At 49.8% G+C, this 14,943-nt stretch carries 12 protein-coding genes and 1 tRNA gene; 10 read left to right on the top strand and 3 right to left on the bottom strand.

All coding sequences use genetic code 11. The features are described from left to right. Window positions 1-100 precede the first annotated feature (100 nt). The 6 genes from xerD to AC2FCQ_RS17685 all read left to right on the top strand — a co-directional run bounded on the left by xerD (window position 101) and on the right by AC2FCQ_RS17685 (window position 6,582). Window positions 101-1,000, top strand: a complete 900-nt coding sequence (xerD, locus tag AC2FCQ_RS17710; RefSeq protein ID WP_209639639.1) for a site-specific tyrosine recombinase XerD — start codon at window positions 101-103, stop codon at window positions 998-1,000. 27 nt (window positions 1,001-1,027) lie between these two features. Next, entirely contained in the window at window positions 1,028-1,744 is a 717-nt protein-coding gene (dsbC, locus tag AC2FCQ_RS17705; protein ID WP_490308784.1) for a bifunctional protein-disulfide isomerase/oxidoreductase DsbC, read from the top strand. A gap of 6 nt (window positions 1,745-1,750) precedes the next feature. Further along, window positions 1,751-3,484 carry a single-stranded-DNA-specific exonuclease RecJ gene (recJ, locus tag AC2FCQ_RS17700; protein ID WP_209639644.1) on the top strand — a complete coding sequence of 578 codons (1,734 nt, stop codon included), beginning with the start codon at window positions 1,751-1,753 and terminating at the stop codon, window positions 3,482-3,484. A gap of 167 nt (window positions 3,485-3,651) precedes the next feature. Further along, window positions 3,652-4,750, top strand: a protein-coding gene (gene prfB, locus AC2FCQ_RS17695; protein WP_115185178.1) for a peptide chain release factor 2 whose coding sequence is annotated in 2 segments (ribosomal slippage) — window positions 3,652-3,726 and window positions 3,728-4,750 — 1,098 coding nt in all. Because the reading frame shifts where the segments join, the coding sequence is not laid out codon by codon here. A gap of 9 nt (window positions 4,751-4,759) precedes the next feature. Next, window positions 4,760-6,277, top strand: coding sequence for a lysine--tRNA ligase (lysS, locus tag AC2FCQ_RS17690; protein WP_209639646.1), 1,518 nt, complete (start codon window positions 4,760-4,762; stop codon window positions 6,275-6,277). Window positions 6,278-6,508: 231 nt separating this feature from the next. Next, a tRNA-Gly gene (locus AC2FCQ_RS17685) sits at window positions 6,509-6,582 on the top strand. Between the two features lie 225 nt (window positions 6,583-6,807). Here AC2FCQ_RS17685 and AC2FCQ_RS17680 read toward each other — a convergent pair. Next, a complete protein-coding gene (locus AC2FCQ_RS17680; protein ID WP_209639649.1) occupies window positions 6,808-7,977 on the bottom strand; it encodes an MFS transporter in 1,170 nt (389 codons plus the stop codon). A gap of 732 nt (window positions 7,978-8,709) precedes the next feature. Between AC2FCQ_RS17680 and AC2FCQ_RS17675 the strand changes: the two genes are divergently transcribed. The 4 genes from AC2FCQ_RS17675 to AC2FCQ_RS17660 all read left to right on the top strand — a co-directional run bounded on the left by AC2FCQ_RS17675 (window position 8,710) and on the right by AC2FCQ_RS17660 (window position 12,742). Next, the gene (locus tag AC2FCQ_RS17675) at window positions 8,710-9,723 is read left to right on the top strand and encodes a TauD/TfdA family dioxygenase (protein ID WP_265556527.1); all 1,014 of its coding nucleotides are present in this window, start codon (window positions 8,710-8,712) and stop codon (window positions 9,721-9,723) included. Between the two features lie 17 nt (window positions 9,724-9,740). Next, entirely contained in the window at window positions 9,741-10,964 is a 1,224-nt protein-coding gene (locus AC2FCQ_RS17670) for an aminotransferase class III-fold pyridoxal phosphate-dependent enzyme (RefSeq protein ID WP_490308783.1), read from the top strand. Window positions 10,965-11,113: 149 nt separating this feature from the next. Then, window positions 11,114-11,656: an NUDIX hydrolase gene (locus AC2FCQ_RS17665; protein WP_490308782.1), complete on the top strand. Its 543-nt coding sequence runs from the start codon at window positions 11,114-11,116 to the stop codon at window positions 11,654-11,656. A gap of 264 nt (window positions 11,657-11,920) precedes the next feature. Beyond that, window positions 11,921-12,742, top strand: a complete 822-nt coding sequence (locus AC2FCQ_RS17660; protein WP_265556524.1) for an inositol monophosphatase family protein — start codon at window positions 11,921-11,923, stop codon at window positions 12,740-12,742. Window positions 12,743-12,942: 200 nt separating this feature from the next. Here AC2FCQ_RS17660 and AC2FCQ_RS17655 read toward each other — a convergent pair whose 3' ends face one another. Continuing rightward, entirely contained in the window at window positions 12,943-14,172 is a 1,230-nt protein-coding gene (locus AC2FCQ_RS17655; RefSeq protein ID WP_490308781.1) for a cysteine desulfurase-like protein, read from the bottom strand. After that, on the bottom strand, window positions 14,169-14,783 hold the full coding sequence (locus tag AC2FCQ_RS17650) for a 2OG-Fe dioxygenase family protein (RefSeq protein ID WP_490308780.1): 615 nt from the start codon (window positions 14,781-14,783) through the stop codon (window positions 14,169-14,171). The genes AC2FCQ_RS17655 and AC2FCQ_RS17650 overlap by 4 nt, the downstream gene beginning before the upstream one ends. Window positions 14,784-14,943: the final 160 nt, after the last annotated feature.

Below are 14,943 nucleotides of genomic sequence, written 5' to 3'. Positions count from 1 at the left end.
ACCGTTATATTGCCGTAGGTAGAATTGCGTCGAGTATACCCGATTTGTACCGGTTTAAGGCATAATGCCTGTGGCATAAACGCAACAAAGGGAGGACCGCGTGCAACAGCAAGATCATGCATTGATTGAGCAATTCCTGGATGCGCTGTGGCTCGAACGCAATCTGGCAGAAAATACGCTGGCCTCTTATCGGCTGGATCTGCAAGCGCTGGTCGCCTGGCTGAACCAACAAAATACTCCCCTGTTACAGGCGCAAGCGTTGGATCTGCAGGCCTTTCTCGCCGAACGGGTCGAAGGGGGCTACAAGGCCACCAGTTCTGCGCGTTTGTTGAGCGCCATGCGTCGCCTGTTCCAATACCTGTACCGCGAAAACATGCGCACCGACGATCCCACAGCGCTGCTTGCCTCGCCGAAGTTGCCGCAACGGTTACCGAAAGATCTGAGCGAAGCGCAGGTCGATGCGTTACTGCAGGCGCCCTGCGTGGACCAACCGCTGGAACTGCGTGACAAAGCGATGCTGGAAGTGCTGTATGCCACCGGTCTTCGTGTTTCTGAATTAGTTGGGTTGACCATCAGCGACGTCAGCCTGCGCCAAGGCGTGGTGCGCGTGATCGGTAAAGGTAACAAGGAACGACTGGTACCGCTGGGCGAAGAGGCGGTGTACTGGATAGAAAATTACCTGGAGCATGGGCGTCCGTGGATGGTGAACGGCCAGGCACTGGATGTATTGTTCCCGAGCAACCGTTGTCAGCAAATGACTCGACAGACGTTCTGGCATCGCATCAAACACTATGCGATCCTAGCGGGCATTGACAGTGAGCGGCTGTCGCCACACGTGTTACGTCATGCATTTGCCACCCATTTGCTGAACCATGGTGCCGATCTCCGTGTCGTACAGATGTTATTGGGGCATAGCGACCTCTCAACAACACAAATTTATACGCATGTAGCGACAGAAAGACTCAAACAGCTACATCAACAGCACCACCCGCGTGCCTGACACGCCGGGTTCAAAAGGATTGGAAGAATGAAGAAAGGTTTAATGCTGCTCTCCCTGCTGGTGGCGTCTGTGACTGGCGCGGCCCATGCCGACGATGCGGCAATCCAAAAAGCACTCGGCAGCCTGGGTATTCAGCAGGCAGACGTACTGCCTTCACCGGTTAATGGGTTGAAAACCGTGCTGACCGATAGCGGCGTTCTGTACGTGACTGAAGACGGCAAACACATTCTGCAAGGCCCATTGTACGACGTGAGTGGCAAAGAGCCCGTGAACGTCACTAACCAGCTGCTGACCACCAAGCTGGAAGCGTTGAAAGATCAAATGATCGTTTACAAAGCGCCGAAGCAAAAACACGTGATCACGGTGTTTACCGACATCACTTGCGGCTATTGCCACAAGCTGCATCAACAGATGAAAGAGTATAACGATCTGGGCATTACCGTGCGTTATTTGGCCTTCCCGCGTCAGGGGCTGAATTCCCAGGCCGAGAAAGACATGCAATCAATCTGGTGTACCGCCGACAAAGCCAAGGCTTTTGACCTGGCAATGAAAGGCGACGCAGTTTCACCAGCCACCTGTAAAACCGATATCAGCAAACACTATGCGCTTGGCGTGCAGTTCGGTATTCAGGGTACCCCGGCCATCATCCTGGAAAACGGCATGATGATCCCTGGCTATCAGGGGCCGAAAGAGATGGCCGCTATGCTGGACGCGCACCAGACCGCAACCAAAACCGGTGGTTAATCGCCGGTGAGCATCAAAACACAACTACGCCGCCGTGCGGTGACGGACGAGAGCCATTTGCCTGCCAGCCTGCATCCGCTGCTGCGCCGTTTATACGCGTTGCGCGGCGTTCAGGCTGAGCAGGAGTTGGAACGCAGCGTCAAAGGTATGCTGCCCTGGCAGCAGTTGGACGGCATTGACGCCGCTGTTGGCATTCTGCAACAGGCGCTGGCCGATCATCGTCGCATTATGGTGGTGGGCGATTTCGATGCCGATGGTGCCACCAGTACCGCGCTGACAGTGCTGGCGCTACGCAGCATGGGGGGCAGTGCGGTCGATTACCTGGTACCGAACCGCTTCGAAGACGGCTACGGCCTGAGTCCCGAAGTCGTGGAACAGGCAGATGCACGTGGTGCGGAATTGATCTTGACCGTGGATAACGGCATTTCTTCCCATGCGGGCGTCGAAGTGGCACACGCCAAGGGCATGCAGGTGCTGGTGACCGATCACCACCTGCCGGGGGAAACCCTGCCGGCGGCGGAAGCGATCGTCAACCCAAACCTGCGCGGCTGCGCGTTCCCGTCCAAGTCTTTGGCGGGGGTGGGGGTGGCTTTTTATTTGATGCTGGCACTGCGTGCACGGCTGCGTGACAGCGGTTGGTTTGAACAACGTGCACTGGCGATGCCGAATCTGGCAGAGCTGCTGGACCTGGTGGCGCTCGGCACGGTTGCCGATGTGGTGCCGCTCGACGCCAACAACCGCATTTTGGTGTATCAGGGCCTGAACCGTATTCGTGCCGGCAAGTGCCGGCCAGGTATCCGGGCACTGTTGGAAGTGGCTAACCGCGACGCGCGTCAATTGGCGGCGAGCGATCTCGGTTTTGCGTTGGGGCCGCGCCTCAATGCTGCCGGGCGTCTGGACGATATGTCGATCGGTGTGGCGTTGTTGCTGAGTGACGACATCGCGCAGGCTCGTATGTTGGCCAATGACCTCGATGCACTCAACCTGACACGACGTGAGATTGAACAGGGCATGCAGGTTGAAGCTCTGCAACTGTGTGACGAGCTTGAACGCAGCAGCACCACGTTGCCGTATGGGCTGGCGATGTATCACCCTGAGTGGCATCAGGGCGTGGTGGGCATTCTGGCATCGCGTATTAAAGAACGTTTTCACCGCCCGGTGATCGCGTTTGCGCCAGCGGGTGATGGCATACTGAAAGGTTCTGGGCGTTCGATAGCCGGTTTGCACATGCGGGATGCACTGGAACGGTTGGATACGCTGAATCCTGGGCTGATGATGAAGTTCGGTGGCCATGCGATGGCCGCTGGCCTGTCGCTTGAAGAGGCCAAGTTCGACGAGTTTCGCCAGCGCTTTGGTGAGCTGGTCGGCGAATGGCTAGATCCGGCAATGCTGGAAGGTGTGATCTGGTCTGACGGCGAATTGGCGATGCAGGAACTCTCACTGGAAACGGCTGAACTGCTACGTGAAGGCGGGCCTTGGGGGCAAGCATTCCCTGAGCCGACGTTTGACGGGACATTCCGCATTTTGCAGCAGCGGTTAGTGGGTGAGAAACACTTGAAGCTGATGGTTGAACCGATCGGCGGCGGCCCGTTGCTCGACGGTATCGCTTTCAATGTAGATACCACCCTGTGGCCGGACAGCAGCGTGCGCGAAGTGGAACTGGCATACAAACTGGACGTTAACGAGTTCCGCGGTAACCGCAACGTGCAGTTACTGATCCAACACCTCTGGCCACGTTAATTTACGGCGGCCTTAATCCGGGGTTTGCTCTGCCAAACCCCGGCATGTTTTCTTCCCCCCACAAAAACTAGCCAACTCGCTATAAACTGACGTCTGGATCCGCTAGAATTACCGGTTCTAATGGCATTTCGCCATCGACGCCATCAACGAAAAAGAACGCTAAAAACATGTTTGAAATTAACCCGGTAAAAAACCGAATTCAGGACCTGTCCGCGCGGACTGCCGTTCTTAGGGGGTATCTTTGACTATGATGCCAAGAAAGAACGCCTAGAAGAAGTCAACGCCGAGCTGGAACAGCCTGACGTTTGGAACGAACCTGAGCGCGCACAGGCGCTGGGTAAAGAGCGCGCTGCGCTCGAAGCCATTGTTGAAACCATCGATCAACTGGTACAGGGCGGCGAAGACGTCACTGGTCTGTTGGAATTGGCGATCGAAGCCGACGATGAAGAAACCTTTAACGAAGCGGTCGTTGAGCTTGATCAACTGTCTGCCAAGCTCGAGCAATTAGAATTTCGTCGTATGTTCTCTGGTGAATACGACAGTGCTGATTGCTACCTGGATATTCAGGCTGGCTCCGGCGGTACAGAGGCTCAGGACTGGGCCAGCATGTTGCTGCGCATGTACCTGCGCTGGGCTGAAGCCAAAGGCTTCAAGACCGAAGTGATTGAAGAGTCCGACGGCGACGTGGCAGGGCTGAAATCCGCCACCATCAAGATCATCGGCGACTACGCGTTCGGCTGGTTGCGTACTGAAACCGGCGTACATCGCCTGGTGCGCAAGAGCCCGTTCGATTCCGGCGGCCGTCGTCATACTTCGTTCAGTTCGGTGTTTATCTACCCGGAAGTGGACGATGATATTGATATCGACATCAACCCGGCGGACCTGCGTATCGACGTTTACCGCGCCTCGGGGGCGGGTGGTCAGCACGTGAACAAAACTGAGTCGGCGGTGCGTATTACCCACTTACCGACCAACATCGTAGTGCAGTGTCAGAACGACCGTTCTCAGCATAAGAACAAGGATCAAGCGTTTAAACAGCTGCGAGCCAAGCTGTACGAGTTTGAGATGCAAAAGAAAAATGCTGATAAACAGATGATGGAAGACAACAAGTCCGATATCGGTTGGGGTAGCCAAATCCGTTCTTACGTGTTGGATGACTCCCGTATCAAGGATTTGCGCACTAACGTTGAAACGCGCAACACGCAGGCCGTATTAGATGGCGACCTGGATAAATTCATTGAGGCAAGTTTGAAAGCCGGGTTATAAGGAACAGAAATGTCTGAGCAACAACCACAAGGCGCCGATCAGGCGCTGGATCTCAATAACGAGTTGCAGTCACGCCGTGAGAAATTGGCCGCGCTGCGCGAGAACGGCATTGCGTTCCCGAATGATTTCCGTCGTGACACCACGTCCGACAAGCTGCACGCTGCATACGGCGATAAAGACAATGAAGAGCTGGAAGCGCTGGGTGTAGAAGTCACCGTTGCCGGCCGTATGATGACCCGCCGTATCATGGGTAAAGCGTCATTCGTTACGCTGCAGGACGTTGGTGGTCGTATCCAGCTGTACGTCGCGCGCGACGATCTGGCGGAAGGCGTTTATAACGAAGAATTCAAGAAGTGGGATCTGGGTGACATCCTGGGTGCGCGCGGCAAGCTGTTCAAAACCAAGACCGGCGAATTGTCTATCCACTGTACAGAACTGCGTCTGCTGACCAAAGCCCTGCGCCCGTTGCCGGACAAGTTCCACGGTCTGGCGGATCAGGAAACCCGCTATCGCCAGCGTTACCTGGATTTGATCGCTAATGAAGAGTCGCGCAAGACGTTCAAGGTGCGTTCTCAGATCATGGCGGCAATGCGTAACTTCATGGTAGAACGCGGCTTCATGGAAGTCGAAACGCCTATGATGCAGGTGATCCCGGGTGGGGCTTCTGCGCGTCCATTCGTTACTCACCACAATGCGCTGGACATTGATATGTACCTGCGTATTGCACCAGAGCTGTACCTGAAGCGTCTGGTTGTTGGTGGCTTCGAGCGCGTATTCGAAATCAACCGTAACTTCCGTAACGAAGGCGTATCTCCGCGTCATAACCCAGAGTTCACCATGATGGAACTCTATATGGCATACGCGGATTACAAAGACCTGATTGAACTGACCGAGTCGCTGTTCCGTACCCTGACCCAGAACGTACTGGGCAATACTCAGGTGCAGTACGGTGATGAAGTGTTCGACTTCGGCAAGCCGTTTGCGAAGCTGACCATGACCGAGGCGATCAAAAAGTATCGTCCTGAAACCGATCTGGCCGATCTGGCCGATATGGGTAAAGCGGTTGCGATCGCTGAATCCATCGGTATCAAGGTTGAGAAGAGCTGGGGCCTGGGCCGTGTAGTGACCGAGATCTTCGAAGAAGTGGCGGAAAGCCATCTGATTCAGCCGACCTTCATCACGGAATATCCGGCAGAGGTTTCACCGCTGGCGCGCCGTAATGACGTTAACCCAGAAATCACTGACCGCTTCGAGTTCTTCATCGGTGGCCGCGAAATCGGTAACGGCTTCTCCGAGCTGAATGATGCGGAAGACCAGGCTCAGCGTTTTGCTGACCAGGCTAATGCGAAAGACGCTGGCGATGACGAAGCGATGTTCTACGACGAAGACTACGTGACTGCGCTGGAGCACGGCCTGCCGCCGACCGCGGGTCTGGGTATCGGTATCGACCGTATGGTCATGCTGTTCACCAACAGCCACACCATTCGTGATGTAATCCTGTTCCCGGCAATGCGCCCACAGAAATAAGGCCATATACCGAAGAGATTTCAAACCGCAGGAAGGTATAGCCAACACCCCTGCGGATTGAAAGACAAAGGGTATTAATATCAGCCGGTACAGGTCACTGTGCCGGTTTTTTTTCGCCTGATGGGGGAGGAGAGAGGAAAGCTGCGCTAACTGCCTAAAACATCAGCAGTTACATGCTATCTCCGCTTGCCCAGCGGGGATAACCGGTTATAATGGCAGCCGCACACCGATGCGGGTGTAGTTCAATGGTAGAACGGCAGCTTCCCAAGCTGCATACGAGGGTTCGATTCCCTTCACCCGCTCCAATCCAATCCAATCCAATCCAATCCAATCCAATCCAATCTGTTCCTTAAGTCTCTTTCGCTAACAACCCAAAAGTCATGACGTATTTGAACGTGTGTATGCCCACAACCGTATTGCGGGGAAGAGCTTCTGTGGTAGCGCTGTTTGGTATTATTACGCCTTCATATTGCTATGAAGGCGTTTTAGGGGACTCGACAGTGGGATAATGCCTGGCAGGGCGGGAGCGTTTACTCCTGGAGACATTCCCGCTGGTTGGGTACAGAGACCAGCACGATGGTGTTAGCGATGCTGGAAAACAGTAACAGGAAAATCAGCATATTCACTGCGCTCACGCCCAGCATCCCCATTATCCAGATATAACCTGCCGAGAACGCGATCTGGCAAATGGCCAGCACGGAACTTGCCAAACCGGCATTTTGCTTAAACGGATTCAAGGCTTGGCTCATCAATATCCCGAAGCCCATAGCAAAACCGACACCGATCATGGCGAACCCGACGAGGTTTAAATAAGCATTCAGGCCCAGGGCTTGTGTGAGTGCAAAGATAACAGCACAGGTTAAAAATAGCGCTTGTGATAATAGCAGGAGCGTTTTTTGCCCAAATTTTGACAGGAGATAGGGCGTTAAAAATGAAGTGGCCATGCTAAAGCCAGCCAGCCCTGTCATTGATATTGAATACTGCCCTGTAGACAACCCCATCTGCCCCATTAATATGATTGGCGAGGTGTTTACATAGGTCAAAATTGCAGTGATAGACAAACAGGTAATAAATAGTCGGCTGATGAATAATGTTGATAATAAACTTTCGCCGCTGATTATTTTACTGTTCGGCTGCGTCTCTTTATTATTATGGTAGGTTTCATCTAACCAGAATATACAGACTAAACATGAAATCCCAGCGAAGATGGCCATACCGGTGAAGAGGCTTGGCCATTCAAAGCTCATTAACAGTAAATACCCCAGAACCGGTGCAATAACAGGAACGATGCAAGTAATACCATTAATTACTGACAACACTTTTGAGCGTTTATCATCGTCCAGGGTATCTCTAAGAATGGCAAAGGTGACAACATAGCAGAAGCCGGCACCCACGCCTTGCCAAAAGCGTGCAAAAAGAAATTGTTCGGCAGAAACCGTCAACGCGGCTCCGTATGACGCGCAGACAAAAATCAACGCACCCAATAATGCGATGGGTTTCCGGCCGAATCGGTCGGATACCAGTCCTGCGATAATCATGGTCGATGCCATGCCGGCCAAATAAATAGAAAAAGCAGTATGAAGGTCAACGGCAGAGGCATTTAAGTCTTTGGCAATGTCGGGTAAGCCAACAAGGTATAAGTCCACGCCCAGGGGGTAAATTAGCACTAACATAAAGCAACATGCGAGGTATTTGAACATACTGACTTCCTGCAGATTTCAGATCATAAAGTGATAAAAACGCCTAATCAACACAAACACATGCTCAAAAAGTATTTGCACAGAATGTCGCACATACCTTATGTATCAGTCGTTACGATGGCCGCTGCGCTTGTCAGGCATCACATAAGATAAGTTACTTATTTTATCTTAATAATAGCCTTTTTCTTTGAAGATTAACGCTTAATGACGCTGAGCATGGTTCCAATTCATAGATAGATCAAGGTTTTTTTAAGTGATCATGAATATATATAACAAGCAAATAATGCTTATTGTTATAGTTGCCATTTAAAATAAAAAAAATAACTTTACATTAAGTTGCGCGTTTGTATACTTTGTTCGGAATTTGTAACATAAAGTAATGGGTTGTTTGGTTTTTATTGTCCGTTATTGAATAAGCACTTGTAATGACAACACGGATAGTGACTGTAATAAATTGATAGGGAGTGTTATTCCCCCATGTATCCATTTTCCATACCATATGCATGTTTTTAAATTTTTGACATGCGCACTTCAAGATACAGCTTTTATACACCTATCAGTAATGATCTGTCATCGCATGAAAAATTGAAATTAAATATGACGTGTCCTGGGTTTTTACAGCGTATATCAAATTACTTTGATATTGAGCGTAATAGTAATATACGAAATTATTTTGTTATTAACTAACCTCAAAGGAGATAATGTGTGAGGCATTTATCACGGAATGTTAAGTTGTCATCACTGGGACTATCAATTGATTTATCTGATTTTAATCTTAAAGACATTATCACTAAAAATAAATTCACCCTTTACAATCAAGAGATTAGTCCATATATCGTTAAAAGTATCGCTGAGGAAAATATTCGCAAACAGTTAGCCAATGATGTTGATGTTTACTCTGAGCTATCGTGGTTCTCAGAACGGCAGAAATATGGCTATCTATTAATGAGGAATTGTTTTTCAACCGATAAATTACCGCCGACGCCTTGCAATGATGAAGCACCCGATGCGAGTTTATGGATTGAACCAGCATCAACGCTAATGGCTATGTTAGGTGTCACAGGTCATACCGTTTCATCTTATCTTAATGAAATGCAAGGCCGATTGGCGCATATGGTTATGCCTGCCAAGAATAATGAAAAATCCTGGTCTCGCTCTACAAAGTCCCTTTCCCCGCATACAGAAGTCGTCAATGGCCATTGGTCGGAAATGCTTCCTGATGACACAAGAAATCAAGTCATTGCCCCCGAGGTTTTTGCCTTGGCCTGCCTAAGAAACCCGATTCAGGCAGCGACAACGGTTTGGTCACTGGATGATATTTTGAATAACTTAAGTTATTCAACGATAGAGCAGCTGATGAAGCCTGAATATATCGCTAGTAGCCAGTCCAGCTTTGATGTTGATTCAAAAATAGAAAATATCAGTGTGATTGGGGATATCAATGGTCGACTGGTCATAAGATACAGCCATTCTAAGCTTGTCGGGATCAATGACGAAGCAAATGAAGCATTGGAAAAACTAAAAACACACCTGTCCGATCCGAAATACATCAACAGAGTTGTCCTACAGCCCGGTGATGTTCTTATCATAAATAACAGGATTGCCTTGCATGGCAGAGATAACCTTTCAAGTTCTGCAAATTATGATGGCAACGATCGCTGGTTAATTAGAATGTATGGTTTTTCACATAACTCGTGGAAAAAGCTAAAACACCTTCCAGAAAAACAACATATTGCTTCGGCTTGAAAACAAGGATGATAGGCATGATTTCACCATTAGTTGGCAGCGACAGACTTTTAGACTCACATGGGCAACCTATTCAGTTTAGAAAGGGGAAAGCGTATCGCATAGAAGACAGTAACGGAAATCAGTACCTGGATTTTGTTTTGGGTATCGGGCCGGTTATTCTTGGTCACAGTCATCCAGAATTTAACAGAAGGCTGACTGACGCCTTAAGCTTGGGGTTGTCGTTCCCAGGATTTGGAGAGGTACATAGCCAGGTATCAGAGGTATTTGAAAACGTTTATGCCGGCTATAACGTTGTCTCTTTATTTAAAACCAGCTCCGAGGCAGTAACGGCTGCATTTAGATGCGCGATGATGCAAACAGAGCGAAAAAAAATCGTACGATGTGGTTTTTTGGGATGGCATGATGCCCAACTCTATATGTCGCCGAGCTGGCATGAAGCATTGGGCAGTGAGAAAAGAAACGATTTACGCTATTTGAATGGCATGCGCGGCGTCAGCGGTGAAGAGGCTGTTTTCAACTGGGTTAATGGCGACCTGACTGAGCTAGAACACATCTTGCAAGAACATGGAAATGATATTGCCATATTCGCATTGGACGTATACCAGCTGGCTTTCTTCTCAGAAGAGAAGATTAAAGCGGCAATCGCCATGTGCAAGAACTATGGCGTGAAGTTGTTATTAGACGAGACCAAGACTGCGGGGAGAACGAACCCGGGTGGCTATCTGGCGAATAACGCCTCTTTCGATCCTGATTACGTGGTTTTAGGTAAGGCGATCGGTAACGGTTTGCCCCTTGCAATCCTTATGGGTAAGCCTGATAGCATTGCTGTATACCGTGAAGCCCGTATTGGCGGTACTCACACCAAAGAAATACTTTCCCCTCATGCCGCAATTGCTGTCGCAGAGATTATGGGGGAGTGTGACGGTTATAACCTGGTTTCCCAAGCGGGCAAGGCTATCGTCACGACGCTCAACCTGGCACTTAAAGAAGCGGGTGCAGATAATTATGTGAACGCTAAGGCGCTTTTCGACAATGCCTTGTTTGACTTGGTCTTTAGTCAAGAGATCGTCAACAATTATGCGTTAAGAAGCCGTTTCAAGGCTGAGCTTTTAAAGAATGGCTTATTGATTATGGAAGGGCATAACTCCTTCGTTAGCCTTGCACACTGTGATCTAAACCATGACGAGTTGTTTAGTTTAACTTATGCAGCAGCGAAAAGTTGGGTAGCAGCGATGTAGCCTATGGCGCAAACAGCACATCGGGATGGTATCGGGTGTTTTTTGATGCTGCACACCTCACCCTTTCACGGATTTAAAATATTGCCACGTGATGTGCGTGAGTATTTTATTGGTTTCATTATTTTATAATGCAAAGTGAGTATAACGTCATGAAAAATGAAATATCCAGTTTGTTAGAAGGCTATAAAACAAGCTATGCGAAAGAAGAAGAACATAAATGCAATATGCTGAATATTCTTCGTGAGCAAGATAATGTCTTCTATGAAGAGTCAAAGCAGGGGCACTTCACTGCCTCCGCATGGCTGCTCAATCATGATAAAACGAAAGTGCTCTTGACGCTTCACGCCAAGCTAAATCGATGGTTTCAGTTAGGTGGGCACATCGAACCGACTGATTTGTCGTTTTTAGATGCTTGCTTGAGAGAAGCGCAAGAAGAAAGTGGTATCCAAAGTATTAGTGCAGACGACGCTTTCGTCATTGATGTTGACATACATAAAATACCGGAAAACCCTAAAGCCTCTGCGCATCTCCATTATGATATAACCCTGTGTTTTGTTGCAGGCCAGAATGCTGAAATCAGTATGTCCAAAGAATCAAAAAAATTGGAATGGATCCCGGTTAATAAGGTTAAAGATATCACCGACGATCTTGCTGTTATCCGCATGGCAGAAAAAACGCTGCAATTGTTTTAATTGTTATCGTTAGTGAAAGAAGGGGGCTTTGACATGTCGCGGAAGCACAGCTGTTATGTAAGCAGCCGAGGGCTTTTTAACACCTTTGCGGGGTGTTTTTCGCGGCATGTTCAATGTACCTCTTGTGGGGATGCCGTCGGGGCATGTGTTAATATTAACGGCTTGACGTGACGGCCCCAAATGTCTCAATGGAGGCGCTGCTATAAAATCCATTGTGGGGTTCGTTATCTTGAATTTTAAGTATGATTGATGTGGATATTAACAATGAACAAAATGGAACTCAGTGGCTTATTGCAAAACGTTAAAGAGATTGCTTTATCTTCCTTCTCCATTATTGAAAGCAGAAAAAATGAAGTAACATTTTTCGAAAAGAAAGACTTGAGCATTGTTAGTGAAGCAGATATTGAAACTGAAAAATATATCCGGGATAGCTTGCAGGCTCTGACCCCGCACATTCCTGTTTATGGTGAAGAACTGGGTTGTGACATTGCCGATGACTGCCAATTATATTGGCTTATCGACCCTATTGATGGCACCACATGGTACAAATTAGGCATGCCAGTATACGGTTCCCTGATTGCGCTAATCCAAAACGGTGAACCTATACTCGGCTCTATTGGGCTACCCGCAATAAATACGTTGGTATATGCAGGAAAAGATCTGGGGTGCTTTATGAGCGCCGGAAAAAACAATGCCAGGCAGTTGTTGAGTGAGCCAGCTCAAACCGCGCCAATAGGTGTAGAGCAAGCGACCATAACCTCCTCAGGGATGCATGGCACTTCCACATGGATTGAGAATGGCGATACGCCATGGCATCTGATTTCTGTTCTTGAGAGAGCAAAATTGTTTAAATTTTCCGCGGATTGTATCCAACACGTCTCAGTGTTAAATGGGGCGTCAGATGCGGCTATTGATACCATAATGAAACCCTGGGATAGCGCGGCTATCATCATTTGCGCCAGAGAGGCAGGCTTAACCGTCATGGATCTCAATGGCAATCAGCACGGGATATTAAAAAGCGGTAACTTATTAACCGCCAAAAGCGAGCATTTAGCCAAATCGCTGGTTCAGTTATTAACGCCTTGATGATGAGCCACTCGGTTTATAGTTGGTCAACGAATACAGCAGGTGCCGTGCCGTAAAGGCCTTGAGTTTGTGCTCGCGCCTATCTCGTCGTAAAAAGCCCCTGTTCTCGCAGGGGCTTTTTACTGACACTACGTGGGTGATGTGGATTTTGGTGATTCTGCTGCCCATTACCCAGAAGTCTCTTTGCGTATGATGCTCCGCTACCTTTCGCTGGCGAGCACTTCAAACAGCATGTCAATTTCTTGCTGGGTATTATAATGCATCATCCCGACGCGCAGCACGCCGCCGCAGTCCTGCAGCCCCAACTGTTGAATTAAACCCAGCGCATAGAAGTGCCCGCTGCCGACGCAGATATTGTGTTGGCCTAAGCGGCGAGCAACCTGTTCCGGGGTATGTTCCTTGAAGGTTAACGCAAAGGTCGGCGTGCGGCGCTGGGTATCCGCGGAAGGTGATCCATAGAGTTGGATACTGTCTATGTGCTGCAAACGCTGCAAAAAGTACCGGCACAGGCTCTCTTCATGTTGGTGATAACCGGCAAAGCTTTCTTGCAAGCGCTGCCTGAGTGGGGCCCCTGGCGTGCCCCATTGTGCCAGGTAGTCGATGGCTGCCGTCACGCCGGCGAGCCCTTCGAAGCTCTGTGTCCCCGTTTCAAAACGCCCTGGCCCGATGTCGGTGGCCGGCTCGACTTTATACGGCTGCAGACGCTGCAACCACTGGGGTGCGATATAGGCCATGCCGATATGCGGCCCGAAGAATTTATAGGCGGAACAGACTAAAAAGTCACAGCCAAGCGCTTGCACATCGATCAGGTTATGCGGAGCGTAGTGCACGGCGTCGACATACACCTGTGCGCCGACACGGTGGGCGGCGTCGGTAATGGTTTTAATGTCGGCGATGCTGCCGGTAACGTTGGACGCATAGCTGACGGCCACGAGTCTGGTCTTGGCGGTGATGCTTTCACACAGCCGGGCCGCGTTCAACGAGCAATCCGCACGCTCCAGCGGTATTTGATGCACGGTGACCTGTTTGTCGGCTGCAGCCTGCTGCCAGCTGGAGACGTTGGCGTAGTGATCTAACGCAGTGACGATAATCTCATCGCCGGCTTGCCAGTTACGGCTAATGATACGGCTGAGGTGGAACGTCAGCGAGGTCATGTTCATGCCAAAAACGACATTGTCGGGCGACGGCGCATTTAAAAAGGCACGTACCGATTCCCGTGCCTGGTTCATGACTTCGGTCGTCTTATGGCTGGAGAAATAGTGTCCGCCCAAATTGGCGTTATATTTCCCCAGATAATCCGTCATTTTTTCCAGCACGGCTTGCGAAACCTGAGATCCCCCTGGCCCATCGAAAAAGATCGCGGGTTTATCATCATAACGCTGGGATAGCGCACTAAATTGGGCTCGGGCGAGTTCGGGCGAAAAAGTCATGCTTTTTCTCCCCGAGCTGTCAGGACAAAGAGATCAAGATATCCTTCTTCTTCCGGGACGATGGTGCTGATCGGCGTAGCGTTATGCCATAGTTTACTGTCCGCCAGTAAAACGGCTTCGCCATCCGCCAGGGCTTTTTTAAAGAACGGCGGCTGGTGACTATCGGCGTATAGCATGATTTCGCCGCCGACAATGTTTTGCCTGTGGATAGCGATCATCGCGATATGGTCAAAACCATCTTGATGAATACCTTCCGGCGCTACCTGCGTTTCGTTATGAATGGCGACAACGCGCATCTGGTGAATTTCAATTTCGGCTCCTTCTGGCAGATCGTTGCTTTCTGCAAACAGATTACACATTTCCTCCAGCCCGGCGCTTTGCAGCACGGCACTGTCAATCGGCTCGAAGCGGCGTACCACGTTGCCCTGAAAATGGTTGATCTCATCAGACTGAACGAAATTGCGCGGTCCAATCTCGCTCACATGGCCATTGGCGTGCTTGACGACCGAATAGCGTCGTAAGCGGTACTTGCCGTCAGCGTGTTGTGTGTGGGGCAATGAAGAAAACGAGGGCATTAATTGTCGGGTGGCTTGATGGCTAAGTACAGTCATACTTATTACGTTTTCGTGTTTCTGCAACATAATCACCTCTAATATGAATCAATATTGTTTTTGTAGGGAGGTATTTCGATTGAATTGTAGTCGACACTATAGCCAGCGCAATTTTTAGTCGGTGTCGATCGCGGCCCTGCTGTTGCAGCTGTAAACCGCG

The organism is Serratia sp. CoH_134_PS_4 (genome assembly GCF_058190535.1).
The sequence above is the reverse complement of the archived record's forward strand: the minus strand, read 5'-3'. Positions and strand labels throughout refer to the sequence as shown.

What these genes read in the sequence shown, in the direction of transcription:
- AC2FCQ_RS17665 (WP_490308782.1), top strand. Translation starts at nt 11,114, where the DNA reads ATGAAAAATGAAATATCCAGTTTGTTAGAAGGCTATAAAACAAGCTAT.
- dsbC (WP_490308784.1), top strand. Translation starts at nt 1,028, where the DNA reads ATGAAGAAAGGTTTAATGCTGCTCTCCCTGCTGGTGGCGTCTGTGACT.
- AC2FCQ_RS17660 (WP_265556524.1), top strand. Translation starts at nt 11,921, where the DNA reads ATGAACAAAATGGAACTCAGTGGCTTATTGCAAAACGTTAAAGAGATT.
- AC2FCQ_RS17650 (WP_490308780.1), bottom strand. Translation starts at nt 14,783, where the DNA reads ATGACTGTACTTAGCCATCAAGCCACCCGACAATTAATGCCCTCGTTT.
- lysS (WP_209639646.1), top strand. Translation starts at nt 4,760, where the DNA reads ATGTCTGAGCAACAACCACAAGGCGCCGATCAGGCGCTGGATCTCAAT.
- AC2FCQ_RS17680 (WP_209639649.1), bottom strand. Translation starts at nt 7,977, where the DNA reads ATGTTCAAATACCTCGCATGTTGCTTTATGTTAGTGCTAATTTACCCC.
- AC2FCQ_RS17655 (WP_490308781.1), bottom strand. Translation starts at nt 14,172, where the DNA reads ATGACTTTTTCGCCCGAACTCGCCCGAGCCCAATTTAGTGCGCTATCC.
- AC2FCQ_RS17670 (WP_490308783.1), top strand. Translation starts at nt 9,741, where the DNA reads ATGATTTCACCATTAGTTGGCAGCGACAGACTTTTAGACTCACATGGG.